Source organism: Pantoea endophytica, from assembly GCF_002858935.1.
Taxonomy (GTDB): Bacteria; Pseudomonadota; Gammaproteobacteria; order Enterobacterales; family Enterobacteriaceae; genus Pantoea; species Pantoea leporis.
Genome location: NZ_PJRT01000029.1, coordinates 210,480 through 224,196, shown reverse-complemented (window position 1 = coordinate 224,196; position 13,717 = coordinate 210,480). Strand labels below are relative to the sequence as shown.

13 protein-coding genes are annotated in these 13,717 nt (G+C 55.7%); 3 read left to right on the top strand and 10 right to left on the bottom strand.

Annotation, left to right across the window (positions count from 1 at the left end; translation table 11 throughout):
- The 8 genes from PZBJ_RS18660 to PZBJ_RS18625 form a co-directional block, all read right to left on the bottom strand.
- Window positions 1-175: helix-turn-helix domain-containing protein (locus PZBJ_RS18660; protein WP_420818499.1), on the bottom strand; the 175-nt coding region annotated here is incomplete at its 3' end.
- 195 nt (window positions 176-370) lie between these two features.
- Entirely contained in the window at window positions 371-1,381 is a 1,011-nt protein-coding gene (mglC, locus tag PZBJ_RS18655; RefSeq protein ID WP_007889502.1) for a galactose/methyl galactoside ABC transporter permease MglC, read from the bottom strand.
- Window positions 1,382-1,399: 18 nt separating this feature from the next.
- On the bottom strand, window positions 1,400-2,920 hold the full coding sequence (mglA, locus tag PZBJ_RS18650; protein WP_101763716.1) for a galactose/methyl galactoside ABC transporter ATP-binding protein MglA: 1,521 nt from the start codon (window positions 2,918-2,920) through the stop codon (window positions 1,400-1,402).
- 70 nt (window positions 2,921-2,990) lie between these two features.
- On the bottom strand, window positions 2,991-3,986 hold the full coding sequence (mglB, locus tag PZBJ_RS18645; RefSeq protein ID WP_101763715.1) for a galactose/glucose ABC transporter substrate-binding protein MglB: 996 nt from the start codon (window positions 3,984-3,986) through the stop codon (window positions 2,991-2,993).
- 303 nt (window positions 3,987-4,289) lie between these two features.
- Entirely contained in the window at window positions 4,290-5,330 is a 1,041-nt protein-coding gene (galS, locus tag PZBJ_RS18640; RefSeq protein ID WP_101763714.1) for an HTH-type transcriptional regulator GalS, read from the bottom strand.
- Window positions 5,331-5,472: 142 nt separating this feature from the next.
- Window positions 5,473-6,633 carry a DUF418 domain-containing protein YeiB gene (gene yeiB, locus PZBJ_RS18635; RefSeq protein WP_101763713.1) on the bottom strand — a complete coding sequence of 387 codons (1,161 nt, stop codon included), beginning with the start codon at window positions 6,631-6,633 and terminating at the stop codon, window positions 5,473-5,475.
- Between the two features lie 53 nt (window positions 6,634-6,686).
- Entirely contained in the window at window positions 6,687-7,352 is a 666-nt protein-coding gene (folE, locus tag PZBJ_RS18630; protein ID WP_049852430.1) for a GTP cyclohydrolase I FolE, read from the bottom strand.
- A 117-nt stretch (window positions 7,353-7,469) separates the two neighbouring features.
- Window positions 7,470-8,597 carry a YbfB/YjiJ family MFS transporter gene (locus PZBJ_RS18625; protein WP_101763712.1) on the bottom strand — a complete coding sequence of 376 codons (1,128 nt, stop codon included), beginning with the start codon at window positions 8,595-8,597 and terminating at the stop codon, window positions 7,470-7,472.
- 99 nt (window positions 8,598-8,696) lie between these two features.
- On the opposite strand from PZBJ_RS18625, the gene ptrR reads away from it, so the two are divergent.
- From ptrR to fghA, 3 genes are all read left to right on the top strand, one after another.
- Window positions 8,697-9,608: a putrescine utilization regulator PtrR gene (gene ptrR, locus PZBJ_RS18620; protein WP_101763711.1), complete on the top strand. Its 912-nt coding sequence runs from the start codon at window positions 8,697-8,699 to the stop codon at window positions 9,606-9,608.
- A 67-nt stretch (window positions 9,609-9,675) separates the two neighbouring features.
- On the top strand, window positions 9,676-10,800 hold the full coding sequence (locus PZBJ_RS18615; protein WP_064739274.1) for an S-(hydroxymethyl)glutathione dehydrogenase/class III alcohol dehydrogenase: 1,125 nt from the start codon (window positions 9,676-9,678) through the stop codon (window positions 10,798-10,800).
- A 12-nt stretch (window positions 10,801-10,812) separates the two neighbouring features.
- Entirely contained in the window at window positions 10,813-11,655 is an 843-nt protein-coding gene (gene fghA, locus PZBJ_RS18610) for an S-formylglutathione hydrolase (protein ID WP_101763710.1), read from the top strand.
- Window positions 11,656-11,823: 168 nt separating this feature from the next.
- Here the strand turns inward: fghA and PZBJ_RS18605 are convergent, their stop codons facing one another.
- Both PZBJ_RS18605 and PZBJ_RS18600 read right to left on the bottom strand, forming a co-directional pair.
- Window positions 11,824-12,609 (bottom strand): ABC transporter ATP-binding protein, encoded by a 786-nt coding sequence (locus PZBJ_RS18605; protein ID WP_101763709.1) that lies wholly within the window; start codon window positions 12,607-12,609, stop codon window positions 11,824-11,826.
- Entirely contained in the window at window positions 12,609-13,688 is a 1,080-nt protein-coding gene (locus tag PZBJ_RS18600) for a FecCD family ABC transporter permease (protein ID WP_101763708.1), read from the bottom strand. Before PZBJ_RS18600 ends, PZBJ_RS18605 begins: the two co-directional genes overlap by 1 nt.
- Between the last annotated feature and the right edge of the window lie 29 nt (window positions 13,689-13,717).

Here is a 13,717-nt window from a genome sequence, read left to right as displayed (position 1 = left end):
GGCGGTCCTGAAGACCGGATTCTCCCTCTTCAGCCCAGCGGCGAAGCCACTTGTAGGCAGTGGCGGAAGAAATGCCGTAGTGACGGCAGAGTGCGCGGATGTTCGCCCCGTCTTGCGAGGCTAACAGAACAAACTCTTTACGTAATGACATGGTATCTCTCGCATCCCAGGACATAAGCGACTCCATAAACGGGTTCTTATGCCTTAGTTGTAAGTGTCTACCATGTCCCCGAACAAGTGTTCACCATGTCCCCGGACTGTACAGCGGGAGAGGGAGAGGGAGAGGGAACCGTGTAGTGCAGGTTTAAGCCAGAATTCGGTCTGCTCCCTCTCCCGCCTGCGGGAGAGGGTTGGGGTGAGGGGAAATCCACTACTTCTTACGTGCGTACTTCAATGAATCCAGCGCCACGGCGAAGATGATAATGCCGCCCTTGATGATGTACTGCCAGTAAGGGTTAACGCCGATGTAGGTCAAACCGTAGTTGATCACGGTGAAGATGATGACACCGGTCACCACGCCCGCCACCGAACCCACGCCCCCGGCAAACGACACGCCGCCGACCACACAAGCCGCAATCGCATCCAGCTCATACATAAAGCCGAGGTTATTGGTGGCGCTGCCGATACGGCCTGCTTCCAGCATCCCGCCGAACGCGTAGAACACGCCAGACAAGGCATACACCAGAATCAGGTTGAACGGCACGTTCACACCAGACACTTTCGCCGCTTCCGGGTTACCACCGATAGCGAAGATATTGCGACCAAAGCGAGTTTTATTCCACAGCACCCAAACAAAGACGATGGCAATGACAGCGTAGAAGGTGATAAACGACAGTTTGAAATCACCAAAACGCAGGAAGCCTTGGGCAAATTTGGAGAAGCCAGGATCGAAACCGGCAATTGGCGATGCACCCACAAAGTCGTAATAGAGCGAGTTGATACCGTAAACGATAATCATGGTGCCCAACGTGGTGATAAATGGCGTTACCTTGAGGTAAGCGATGATCACCCCGTTCACCAGACCAATCACACCGCCGATGATGCACACGGTCAGGATAACCACTGGAATAGGTACGGTATCCAGATGCGGGAACACCTTGTTCGCGTTATCCATCGCCTGCAGCAGCGTGGCTGCCACCACCGCCGCTAAGCCAACCTGACGACCCGCTGAAAGGTCGGTACCCTGGGTGACAATCAAACCGGCCACGCCGAGTGCGATAATAATACGCACCGAAGATTGGGTCAGAATATTACTCAGGTTCATTAAGCTTAAGAAGGTTGGATCCTGGAAAATAATAATTGCCAGCAGTACAAACAGGACAACGTAAATGCCGCCCTCTTTTAACCAGGTTAGCGCATTCTTTTTAGTAGTCGCTTTCATGTTAAAGCCCTTGCTTCATTAAAGGTGTAATGACGCTAAACGCAGGATTTCATTCTGCGAGGTCGTTTTGGTATCAACAATGCCTGCTACCTGGCCATTACTCATCACTAAAATACGATCGGTAATACCCAACAGCTCTGGCATTTCAGAAGAGATAATAATGATGCCCTTCTCTTTCTTCGCCAACTCGGCAATAAGTTGGTAGATTTCGAATTTCGCGCCCACATCAATCCCGCGCGTCGGTTCATCAAGCATCAATATTTCCGGCTGCGTTAATAACCAGCGACCAATAATCACTTTCTGTTGGTTACCACCGGAAAGCGAACCAATTTGCGTATGATGACCCGGCGTTTTCACGCGCATCGAATCAATGACCCATTGGGTATCGCTTTTCATGCGTTTATTATCGAGCAGCCCCATGCTGGATTTATACTTTTTAATATTGGAGATAAGCGAGTTAAAGCCAATATCCAGATACGCATAAATACCGGTGGAGCGACGCTCTTCCGTCACCAGCGCAAAGCCGTGGTTAATGGCTTCGTTGGCGCTGTGGTTATTAATTCTCTTGCCGTGCAGCTTAATCGTACCGCCTGACTTCTCGCGAATGCCAAACAGGGTTTCGACGATGTCGGTACGCTTGGCACCTACCAAACCGGCAATACCAAGAATTTCACCTTTACGCAGATCGAACGAGATATCACGTATCGATGGCTGACGCAGTGAGGTTAAATGGCGCACCTCAAGAATGGTTTCCCCCGGCACGTTGGTTTTGTCCGGGAAGCGCTGGTTCAATGAACGGCCAACCATCATCGAGATGATTTTGTCCATGTCCAGACCTTCCAGCGGCTGGGTGGCGATCCACTGTCCGTCACGCAAAATGGTGATCTCATCACACAGCTGGAATATCTCTTCCATCTTGTGCGAGATATACACAATGCCGCAGCCACGATCTTTCAGCTTACGAATAATCGTGAACAAGTGGTTCACTTCTTTTTCGGTCAGCGATGATGTCGGCTCATCCATAATGACGATTTTGGCGTCATAGGAGAAGGCTTTGGCGATTTCGATCATCTGCATCTGCGACACCGATAAGGTGGCAACTTTATCGCGCGGATCGATATCAATATCTAATTCATCAAAGATCGCTTTAGTATCGCGATACATTTTATTCTGATCGACAAACACGCCCTTACGTGGATAACGGCCAAGCCACATGTTATCCATGACGTTGCGTTGCAGAACCAGGTTTAATTCCTGATGCACCATGGAAACGCCATTTTCCAGCGCCTCTTTGGAGCTCTTATAATCAATTTCCTCACCCTGAAACAGGATGCTCCCCGTATCCTTTTTATAAATCCCAAACAGACATTTTAATAATGTAGATTTCCCGGCGCCGTTTTCGCCCATTAATGCATGAACAGAGTGCGGCCGCACTTTTAAATTCACATTATCTAAGGCTTTAACCCCTGGAAATGATTTCGAGACATTCGTCATCTCCAGCAGATATTCACGCTGTGTGGTCGGATTCTCACTGGCCATAATTTACCTGGCTAAATAAAGCGTTGGTCAGATGCAATAAGGCGCGGCGATATGCCGCGCCCAGGATGAATTACTTCACAAACTGCGACAGATTTTCTTTATCTACTGGTACGTAAGGAACACGTACGATTTTGTTGTCCATCTTGAAGTTAGTGCCTGCAGTTGGCTCTTTGCCATTGGCCAGATTGTTAGCAATATCCAGCGTCGCTTTCGCCTGGTTTTCCGCATCGTTCAACACGGTACCGGCCAGCGCGCCTGATTTCACCAGCGCCAGCGCTTCTGGCAGTGCATCGACACCAAACACCGGAATGCTGGTTTTGTTGTGCGCTTTCAGCGCTTCAACCGCACCCATCGCCATCGCATCGTTATTAGCGATGATCACTTCAATCTTGTTGGCGTTCGGGCCAGAGAGCCAGGCGTCAACTTTGTCTTTTGCCTGTGCGGTATCCCACATCGCGGTATCCATCGCCAGTTGCTGCGTTTTCAGGCCGTCTTTGTTCAGGGTATCGATCACGTATTTAGTACGCGCTTCGGCATCCGGATGGCCCGGCTCGCCTTTCAGCAGCACGAACTGGATGGTACCGTCTTTGTTCAGATCCCAGGCTGGCGTGGCTTTCCAGTGCTTCTCAATCAGCTGACCCTGGATGATGCCTGACTCTTTAGAGTCGGTACCGACGTAATACGCTTTCGGGTAGCTGGCCAGCACTTTGGCGTTAGGTTCTTTGTTGAAGAACACCACCGGCACATCGTTGCCACGCGCTTTATCAATCACCACTGCCGCAGCAGCCGGATCCACCAGGTTGATGGCCAGCGCTTTCACGCCTTTCGCCATCAGCACGTCAATCTGGTCGTTCTGTTTAGACTGGTCGTTTTGGGAGTCATTCATCAACAGCTGAATGCCGCCCAATGATTTTGCTTCTTTCTCAATGTCCTTACGCACCATCGACATGAAGTTGTCGTCGTATTTGTAGATGGTCACGCCAATGCGGGTATCGGCGGCGTGCGCAGTTGCACCAAACATCATGCTGGCAACCAGTGCTGTGAGCGTGAAAACCTTCTTATTCATGGTATCTCCGGTTTTTAATGTAGGGCATTTCATTGCGCTATTTGCCTGCGGGCAAACAGCGCCGTCGGTTGTAAACCTGATAATGGGCGGACGCGTAACGCAAAGCCGGGCCACCATCGCAATCCTGACTTCCCTGTAGGTAAACGCTTCCTGAAGAGTGTTGTGAACTATTTCAATCGGCTACTGAAACCGGCTGGGAGAAGGATTTCCCAGCGTTACATGATGTTTCAGTCCGGTAAGACGCTGCCATCATAGTGAGCGGCATGTTAATTAACTGTGAATGCAATCACAGATTGGAAACGGTTACACTGCGCTATCGCCTGAATTAGTGACCGACTCCACAATTTGCCGCTGGGCGACAGAATGGCGACGCACCAGCGTTGGCATAAAGCAGTGTACAGCCAGCTGATCCAGCTCGCCTGCGGCACCTTTAAGCGCTAACTCCGTGGCGAGTTTCGCCATAGAAACAATAGGATAACGGACCGTGGTTAACTGCGGATCGGTGTAGCGTGAGATGGGAATATCATCAAAGCCAATGACAGAGAAATGCTGCGGAACCTGGATGCCGTTGTCCTTTAAAGCGGTCAATGCACCCGCCGCCATGCCGTCATTGTAGGAAAACACCGCTGTTAAATGTAAGTTACGCCCCAGCAGCTCCACCATCGCTGCTTCGCCGCCTTGCATATCAGGTTCAGCATGCGCAATCCATGACTCCTGCGGGCGAATTCCCTGTTCTGACAAGGCCTGCAGCCAGCCTTCACGTCGTTGCGTTACATCCTCAATCGGGTGGCTGGAGCTAAGAAAGCCGATGCGTTGATGTCCCTGTTGTAACAACATGCGCGTGGCTACCTGAGCGCCGGTAACGTTATCCAGGCAGACGCAGCGGTGTTCGTAACCGGGAATTGTACGGTTAATCAATACCATACCGGGAACCTGATCCATAAACTGCATCAGTTCGGCGTCTGAAAGCGTTTTCGCGTGCACCACCAATGCGTTACATCGTTGACGTATCAGCACCTCAATTGCGTGACGTTCTTTCTCTTCCTGATGCCAGGAGTTGCTGATTAACACGTGTTTATGCACGCGCTGCGCCACGGTATCAACCGCTTTCACCAGCGCGCCAAAGAAGGGATCGGAAACATCCATCACCACCACGCCGATGGTGTCACTGATTTGCGTAGCCAGCGCCTGCGCGTTGGCGTTCGGGCGATAGCCTAACGCATCAACGGCAGCCAGCACGGCTTCCCGGGTATCGGCGGTGACTGCACTGCTGTTGTTGAGCACACGCGACACGGTGGCTACTGACACACCGGCCTGACGGGCGACATCACGAATCGTTATCATGCAGCTGTTCCACAGAGGCTGAAAATGCGCGACAAGCGCGTAACGGCGCTATTCTGTCAGGGCATGTGAAACGACTACGTGAATCACGTCACAGCAATGAAAACGGTTACATACAATTCTGCAACCTTTGTGATGAACATCATTATCTGAGCGAGGAGGAAGGATCAGCTTTTCCCGCGGCAAGACGTGTCAGTTTGCGCCAGATCCACTCCATTGGGCCTTGCGGGAAGACGCGCAGCCACAGCACGGAAAACAGGATATTAACCAGCCAGATAGCCGGTACAAAGGCCAGCAGCTGCAGTCGATCGAATCTGAGGAAAAGATCAAAGCGGTAGAACAGCGTGGTGCAAATCAGCGTCTGTAACAGGTAATTGCTCAAGGCCATGCGGCCAACGCATTGAATGGCGTAGCTGACGCGCGTTGACGCAATTTGCGGCCAGAATCCCAGGCAAAGCGCGGCATAACCGAGGCTGATAAACGGACTGGCGAGATCGCGCGGTACCTGCAGGAAAAAGCCGGTCCAGCGGAATTCCCAGCCAATCATCCACTGCGCGGCGATGCCGGGAATGGCGATCAGCCAGCCGATAGTCAGCAGCAGCGCCGCCGAACGGCGATAGTGCTGCACGCTAAATTGCCCGCTGAGCCAGCCGCTGCGCATCAATGCCGCACCAATCAGCATCAAACCCGCCAGTTGCCAGCCATATTGTGATGCCAGTGCCATCAGGCCTGATGACAGATGATCCAGCCGGTTCTGCACCGCTTCCCAACCGCCGAGCAGTTTCCAGTAGCTCTCATACTGCAGGTCCGCCGCACCCGGCAGCCAGGATCGCGTGGGATTGGGGCTGGAGACCGCGCCGAAAATCAGCAGCACGCCACAGCCGACCAGATAGAGTAATGCGCCGGTTTGTAGCAACGCGCGGTCGGAAGGCACATCACGCAGCATGCGCCAGATAATCAGCCCAATCAGGCCATAATCCAGCAGGATGTCGCCTTCCCAGAAAAAGATGCCGTGAATGAAACCGAGCAGCACCAGCAGCGTCAGACGCGCCGACATCCAGCGGCTGCCGCGCGGCGCCTGCATATAAAGACCGGCACCAAACAGCAAGGCAAACAGCGTGAGGAATTTCAGCTGCGCCAGGCCATCCATGATCGCCCACGTCCAGGCATCAGACGTAGCAGCCTCGCCGCGCCACGCCGGATTGAGATAGGCGGCCGATGGCAACGCAAAGCCGACAATGTTCAGCAGCAAGATGCCGAGAATGGCGCAACCACGAATGAAATCCAGCGCGAGATAGCGTTGCATCGAGTGCCCTGACGGAGAGAGGAAATCGGGCAACAGGCTGTTGCCCAAACAGATTAGCTGTGACGAACCGCGCGCAAAAACTCCTGACGCGTGTTCTGGCTGGATTTGAACAAGCCACCCAGCGAGGTGGTGGTGGTGGCGCTGGTAGCATCTTTCACGCCACGCGCTTTCACGCAGTAATGCACCGCATCAATTGACACCGCAACGTTATTGGTGCCAAGCAGCGTTTGCAGCGCCACCAGCACTTGCTGCGTCAGGCGCTCTTGCACCTGCGGACGCTGGGCAAAGAACTGCACAATACGGTTGATTTTCGACAGGCCAATCACTTTCTCTTTCGGGATATACGCCACGGTGGCTTTGCCATCGATAATCACAAAGTGGTGTTCGCAAGTGCTGGTCAGCGTGATATCACGCACTGTTACCATCTCATCCACTTTCATCTTGTTTTCGATGACGGTGATTTTCGGGAAGTTGGCGTAATCCAGACCTGAGAAAATCTCATCCACATACATCTTGGCGATGCGGTGCGGCGTTTCCATCAGGCTGTCATCTTCCAGATCCAGGTTCAGCAGCTGCATGATTTGCGTCATGTGGCCGGCAATTTCGCGTTTACGCGCGGCGTCATCCATTTCACGCACCGGGGCACGTAACGGTGTTTCCAGACCACGCGCCAACAGCGCTTCGTGAACCAGGGCGGCTTCCTGACTTAAGGTGCTCATTTACTCTTCTCCGACAGGTGATGCGCCCGCGGGTTTTCGCCCACGGGGGAAATTCTGAGCGCGTATTGTGAAATACTCCGCGCCCTTAATCCAGTAATCATTCTGATAAGCTTTTCATCACGTACGGCGACGTAAAACCAGCATTCCCGCAAGGATTAAGCTGGCGCCCGCTACCCATAGCGCGGGTTCCAGCTGATGCCATAGCATGCTGGAAATCCACGACAGCAGCGGACCGCCCAATTGCCCGACCGCATAACCGGTGGTGAGCAAACCGGCAAGATAGCGCGCATGCTGCGGTGCCAGCTCGCGCCCATATTGCAGCGTCAGCTGCACCACACACAGGAAGCCGCCGCCGATCAGCGCTGCGCCCAGCATCAGGCCATTCAAGCCGGGCAGCACAATCGCGGCGATAACGCCCAGCGCCTGCGCCCACAGCACTATGGCCAGTCGCAGATGGCTGCTGCCCCAGTGACGCGTCAGGATGCCTAACACGATGCCGATCACCGCCGCGCCACCAAACACCGGCCAGACAAACTGGGCAAACGCGCTGTCAGGAAAACGCGCCGCCGCCATTTGCGACAGAAAAGTGGCGGGCAGAATGTAGCCAAAGCCGGCGAGGCTGTAACTCAGCACCAGGCGCTTGAGATTGCCATTCAGCACCAGCGGCGATGCAGCGTGATCGGGGCGATGTAACTGGCCGGTGCGCGGCAGGAATCGCGCAATCGCGGCAATCAACAACAGCGCCAGCAAACCGTAAGCCGCCCACGCAAAGGCCGCGCTGACACCGCTGGCGTGCAGCGCCACCGCCAGCATGCCGCTGATAAAGATGCCGGTGCCGGGTCCGGCAAACACCGCCGCCAGCAAGCCGGGACGTCCGTGATGATGTAGCTGGTCGCTGGCCCATGCCGCCAGCAACACCATCGCCCAGCCGCTGGCCCAGCCAATCAGGAAACGAATCAGGCCATGTAACCACGGACCGCTGACGCAGGCCGAGAGCAGCGTTAAAATCACTGCGCCCCACACGCCCGCCTGTAAACGCCACTCGACGCGGGTGCGCGCACGCATCGCATCAAACGAGCCAAATAGATAGCCGAGATAGTTGAGTGCCGCCACCAGACTGGCGCTGGTGAGCGTCAGTTGATGGTCCTGAATCATCAGCGGAACCTGCGGCGTGAAAGCAAATCGCCCAATCCCCATCGCAACCACTAAACTTAAGAACGCGCTAAGCGCGACACGAAACGCCATACTGACCTCAGAATGTTTTATCACTTGTCACTAGCATGCATGACGTTTAAAATCACGGAAAGTGAATAATACTAACCAAGTTGTTTACGAGAAGAGAATATGGATTTAGTACAGCTCCGCATGTTTTGCTCCGTGGCCGAATCCGGTTCGCTGGCGCGTGCCGCCGAGCAACTCCATCGCGTACCTTCCAATCTCACCACGCGTCTGCGCCAGCTGGAAGATGAAATTGGCGTTGATCTGTTTATTCGTGAGAAGCAACGCATTCGCCTGTCGCCAATGGGCCACAATTTTCTTAACTATGCGCAGCGCATCCTGGCATTGAGCGATGAAGCGCTGAACATGGCGCGCGCCGGTGAGCCGGGCGGTAATTTCGCGCTCGGTTCGATGGAGAGCACCGCCGCGACGCGCCTCCCTGCCCTCCTGGCGGCCTATCACCAGCGTTTTCCCGCCGTGGAACTGTCGCTGATCACCAATACTTCCGGTGAAATCATCGACAAAGTGCGGGAAGGCACGCTGGCCGCCGCGCTGGTGGATGGTCCGGTGGCGCACGACGATCTCAATGGCTGCATTGCCTTTAATGAGCAGATGGTGCTGATCACCAGCCCGGAACATGCGCCGATTGCCAGCGCGCGCGATGTGCAAGGCGACACGCTGTTTGCTTTTCGCAACAGCTGTTCCTACCGCACCAAGCTGGAAGCGTGGTATCGCGAAAGCCAGACCGCGCCGAGCAGCGTGATGGAGATACAGTCTTACCACGCGATGGTGGCGTGTGTGGCCGGCGGCGCGGGCGTGGCGATGATTCCCGCCTCGGTGCTGGCGCAAATGCCAGCCCGCGCCCGCGTGCAGGAGCATGCGTTACCGCCTGCTTACCGCGATACCGCCACTTGGCTGATGTGGCGGCGCGATGCGTTTACACCCAATGTGGAAGCGCTGAAATACTTGATTATTGAACTGTTTGACGATCGCCCGGTTAACGACGAGTTGCGGCATCCGCTGCACGTTGCCGAGTGAGTTTCTGTTTTATCGACATCACGACCATCGGGGCCACTTACCCCGCATCTACAGGAAGAGGGATTGCATGAACATGATTAAAACCCGCGCCGCCGTTGCCTGGGCAGCTGGCGAACCGCTGAAAATCGAAGAAGTGGATCTGATGCCACCGCAAAAAGGTGAAGTGCTGGTGCGCATCGTGGCCACCGGCGTGTGCCACACCGATGCTTACACCTTGTCGGGACAAGATCCGGAAGGCGTATTCCCGGCGATCCTCGGCCACGAAGGCGGCGGCGTGGTGGAAGCGGTGGGTGAAGGCGTGACCAGCGTGGCCGTCGGCGACCACGTGATCCCGCTTTACACCCCAGAGTGCGGCAAGTGTAAGTTCTGTCTCTCGGGCAAAACCAACCTGTGTCAGGCGATTCGCGCCACCCAGGGCAAAGGTTTGATGCCAGACGGCACCACCCGCTTCTTCAAAGACGGCAAGCCGATTTTCCACTACATGGGCACCTCAACCTTCTCTGAATACACCGTGGTACCGGAAATCTCGCTGGCGGTGATCAGCAAAGAAGCGCCTCTGGAAGAAGTGTGCCTGCTGGGCTGCGGCGTCACCACCGGCATGGGCGCGGTGATGAACACGGCCAAAGTGAAAGAAGGCGATACCGTGGCGATCTTCGGCCTCGGCGGCATTGGTTTGTCGGCGATTATCGGCGCGAAGATGGCGAAAGCCGGTCGCATCATCGGTATCGATCTCAACACCAGTAAATTCGATCTGGCGCGCAAACTGGGTGCCACCGATCTGATCAACCCAAAAGATCACGATAAGCCGATTCAGGATGTGATCGTTGAACTGACCGACGGCGGCGTCGATTTCTCCTTCGAGTGCATCGGTAACGTTAACGTGATGCGTTCGGCGCTGGAGTGCTGCCACAAAGGTTGGGGCGAATCAGTGATTATCGGCGTGGCTGGCGCGGGCCAGGAGATTTCTACCCGTCCATTCCAGCTGGTGACCGGTCGCGTATGGCGTGGTTCCGCTTTTGGTGGCGTTAAAGGCCGTTCACAGTTGCCGGGCATCGTGCAGGATTACCTCGACGGTAAATTCGCCCTGAACGATTTCATCACCCACAACCTGCCGCTGGAAGAGATTAACGACGCCTTTGATCTGATGCATGAAGGGAAATCCATCCGTACGGTGGTGCATTTTACTAAGTAATCAGGAGACGTTATGGCTTCCACTTTGGAGCTGTTAGAAGAGCATCGCATTTTTGGTGGCTGGCAGCAGCGCTGGCGTCATCAGTCGGCCGTGCTGAACTGTCCGATGACCTTCAGCATTTTTCTGCCGCCGCCGCAGAGTGACGCACCGCCGCCAGTGGTGTGGTTTCTCGCCGGATTGACCTGCAGCGATGAGAACTTCACCACCAAAGCCGGCGCCCAGCGCGTGGCTGCGCAGCTGGGTTTGGTGCTGATTATGCCAGACACCAGCCCGCGCGGTGACGAGGTGGCGAACGACAGCGGCTACGATCTCGGCCAGGGCGCAGGTTTCTACCTCAACGCCACGCAGCAGCCGTGGGCGGCGAACTTCCGCATGTTCGATTACCTCAGCGCGGAGCTGCCGGAGTTGGTGGCGGATAACTTTAAGCTGAGCGATCGTCAGTCGGTGATGGGTCATTCAATGGGCGGTCACGGTGCGCTGGTGTTGGCATTGCGTCTTGGCGGACGTTTTGCGTCTGCTTCTGCCTTCGCGCCAATCGTCAATCCTACCGAAGTGCCTTGGGGGCAGAAGGCCTTTTCCGCATACCTGGGTGAAGATCGTCAGACGTGGCGTGAATGGGATAGTTGCCTGTTGATGCGTGACGTGGAACAGCGCTTGCCGATTCTGATTGATCAAGGGGATAGCGATCAGTTCCTCGCCGATCAGCTGCGTCCAGAGCGACTGGAAGCGGTGGCGCGTGAGCAAGGTTTCCCGCTGGAGCTACGCATTCAGCCGGGTTATGACCATAGCTACTTCTTTATCGCCAGCTTCGTGGAAGATCATCTGCGTTTCCACGCGAAGCATTTGTTGGTGTGATGGTGCTGGCTGTTCCAGATCCTGCTGGCTGCCCCCCATCCCGGCCTTCCCCCGTAAACGGGGGAAGGAGACGCTGCCACATGCAGCTTATTGACTCACATATGGCAGCATCTTCCTCCCCCATTAATGGGGGAGGACCGAGGAGGGGGACAGCGTGCACCTACCTAACTACACCAACGTCTCCGCCAACCCGTCGATCATCACCTGCGGCATGCCGCGTGAGCAGTGCTCGATACGGCCGCGCACCCCATACACCTGCGCCAGCGTCTCCGGCGTAATCACCTGCGACGGCTCGCCGTCCGCCAGCAGATCGCCATCCTTCAGCATCAGCGCGTGATCTGCATGACGCAGCGCGATGTTGATATCGTGCACCACCACCACCGTCACAATATTGCGCAACCGGGTTTCACGACGCACCAGATCCATCACGTGGAACTGGTAGTTAAGATCCAGCGCGCTGAGCGGTTCATCCAGCAGCAGAAGTTCCGGACGGCGAATCAGTGATTGCGCCAGACCCACCAACTGCTTCTGCCCGCCCGAAAGCTGATCGAGATAACGCATGGCTAAATGCGCGATGCCGAGCTGCTCGAGTAGATGCATGATCTCCGCTTCGCTCGAGGCGCTGTGCAAGCCACCCGACGCACGCTGCGCCACGATAATCGACTCCAGCACGTGCAGATGCACGCCCGCCGGCAAACTTTGCGGCAGATAAACCACACGCTGCGCCCGGCGCGCAAACGGCTGGCTCATCAGCTCTTCACCGTTCAGCCACAGCTCGCCCTGCCCTTTGCCCAAACCAGCCAGCGCGCGCAACAGCGTCGATTTGCCGCAGCCGTTGGGGCCAAGCAACACGGTGATTTTGCCCTGCGGCAGCTCCGGCACGTTGAGATCGTCAATCACCTTGCGCTTCGGATAACCGGCGGAGAAATGCTTGAGACGTAATCCCTGCTCCATTACACCGTCCCCCGATGACGCAGAATAATGCTGAGGAAGAACGGCACGCCGACCAGCGACGTCACAATTCCCACCGGAATGATCACGCCGGGAATCAGGTTTTTCGACGCCACCGAAGCCAGCGACAGCACCAGCGCACCGACCAGCGCGCTGGCTGGCAGGTAATAGCGGTGATCTTCACCAAACATCATGCGCGCAATGTGCGGCGCGACCAGACCGATGAAACCAATTGGGCCGACAAACGCCACCGCCAGCGCAGAGAGAATACTGATGCGCAGCAGCGTTGCCAGGCGCAGACGGCGCACGTCGATACCAAAACTCACCGCGCGATCTTCGCCGAGGCGCAGCGCGGTCAGCTTCCAGCTGCTGAGCATCGAGAACGGAATCAGGATGGCAAAAGCAGCGGTTAATACGCCGAGCTTTTCCCACGAGGCGCGCGCGAGGCTGCCCATGGTCCAGAACACCAGGCCCTGCAAAGTATCTTCGCTGGCGATGAATTGCATCATTGAGACTAATGCGTTGAAGGTGAACACCAGTGCGATACCAAACAGCACCACGCCAGAGGTCGAAACTTTGGTCCAGCGCGTCACGCCATCCAGCATCAAGGCGGCAAATAGCGCAAACACAAACGCGTTGGCGGAGATAAACCACTGATCCGGCACGCCAGGAATGCCGATACCAAGAACGATGGCCAGCGCCGCACCAAAGGCCGCCGCCGACGAAACGCCGAGCGTAAACGGGCTGGCAAGCGGGTTATTCAGGATGGTTTGCATCTCTGCACCGGCGAGGCCGAGCGAGAAGCCCACCACCACCGCCATCAAGGCGTACGGTAAACGAATATCCCAGACAATCACGCGGGTGCCCGCATCGACCGCATCGGGATGCGTCAGCGTTTGCCATAAGGTATCGAGGGAGAGCCCAGCCGGGCCGAGGGTGAAATCAAGAATCACTGACGCTAATATCGCCAGCGCCAGCACGCCAATTAACATCAGTCGCTGGCGCAGTACCTGACGATAACGCGTCATGGTGTCGGTTTCGAGGCCGTTTTCCGCCAGCAGCGTGGCGTCGGTGGTGCGCATTGTTCTACCCGTTTCTTGTCGAAATCATA

Excerpts from the sequence above, each read along its gene's own strand:
- PZBJ_RS18625 (WP_101763712.1), bottom strand. The coding sequence starts at position 8,597 with ATGGCGTTTCGTGTCGCGCTTAGCGCGTTCTTAAGTTTAGTGGTTGCG.
- PZBJ_RS18615 (WP_064739274.1), top strand. The coding sequence starts at position 9,676 with ATGAACATGATTAAAACCCGCGCCGCCGTTGCCTGGGCAGCTGGCGAA.
- mglC (WP_007889502.1), bottom strand. The coding sequence starts at position 1,381 with ATGAAAGCGACTACTAAAAAGAATGCGCTAACCTGGTTAAAAGAGGGC.
- fghA (WP_101763710.1), top strand. The coding sequence starts at position 10,813 with ATGGCTTCCACTTTGGAGCTGTTAGAAGAGCATCGCATTTTTGGTGGC.
- galS (WP_101763714.1), bottom strand. The coding sequence starts at position 5,330 with ATGATAACGATTCGTGATGTCGCCCGTCAGGCCGGTGTGTCAGTAGCC.
- PZBJ_RS18600 (WP_101763708.1), bottom strand. The coding sequence starts at position 13,688 with ATGCGCACCACCGACGCCACGCTGCTGGCGGAAAACGGCCTCGAAACC.
- yeiB (WP_101763713.1), bottom strand. The coding sequence starts at position 6,633 with ATGCAACGCTATCTCGCGCTGGATTTCATTCGTGGTTGCGCCATTCTC.
- mglB (WP_101763715.1), bottom strand. The coding sequence starts at position 3,986 with ATGAATAAGAAGGTTTTCACGCTCACAGCACTGGTTGCCAGCATGATG.
- PZBJ_RS18605 (WP_101763709.1), bottom strand. The coding sequence starts at position 12,609 with ATGGAGCAGGGATTACGTCTCAAGCATTTCTCCGCCGGTTATCCGAAG.
- folE (WP_049852430.1), bottom strand. The coding sequence starts at position 7,352 with ATGAGCACCTTAAGTCAGGAAGCCGCCCTGGTTCACGAAGCGCTGTTG.
- mglA (WP_101763716.1), bottom strand. The coding sequence starts at position 2,920 with ATGGCCAGTGAGAATCCGACCACACAGCGTGAATATCTGCTGGAGATG.
- ptrR (WP_101763711.1), top strand. The coding sequence starts at position 8,697 with ATGGATTTAGTACAGCTCCGCATGTTTTGCTCCGTGGCCGAATCCGGT.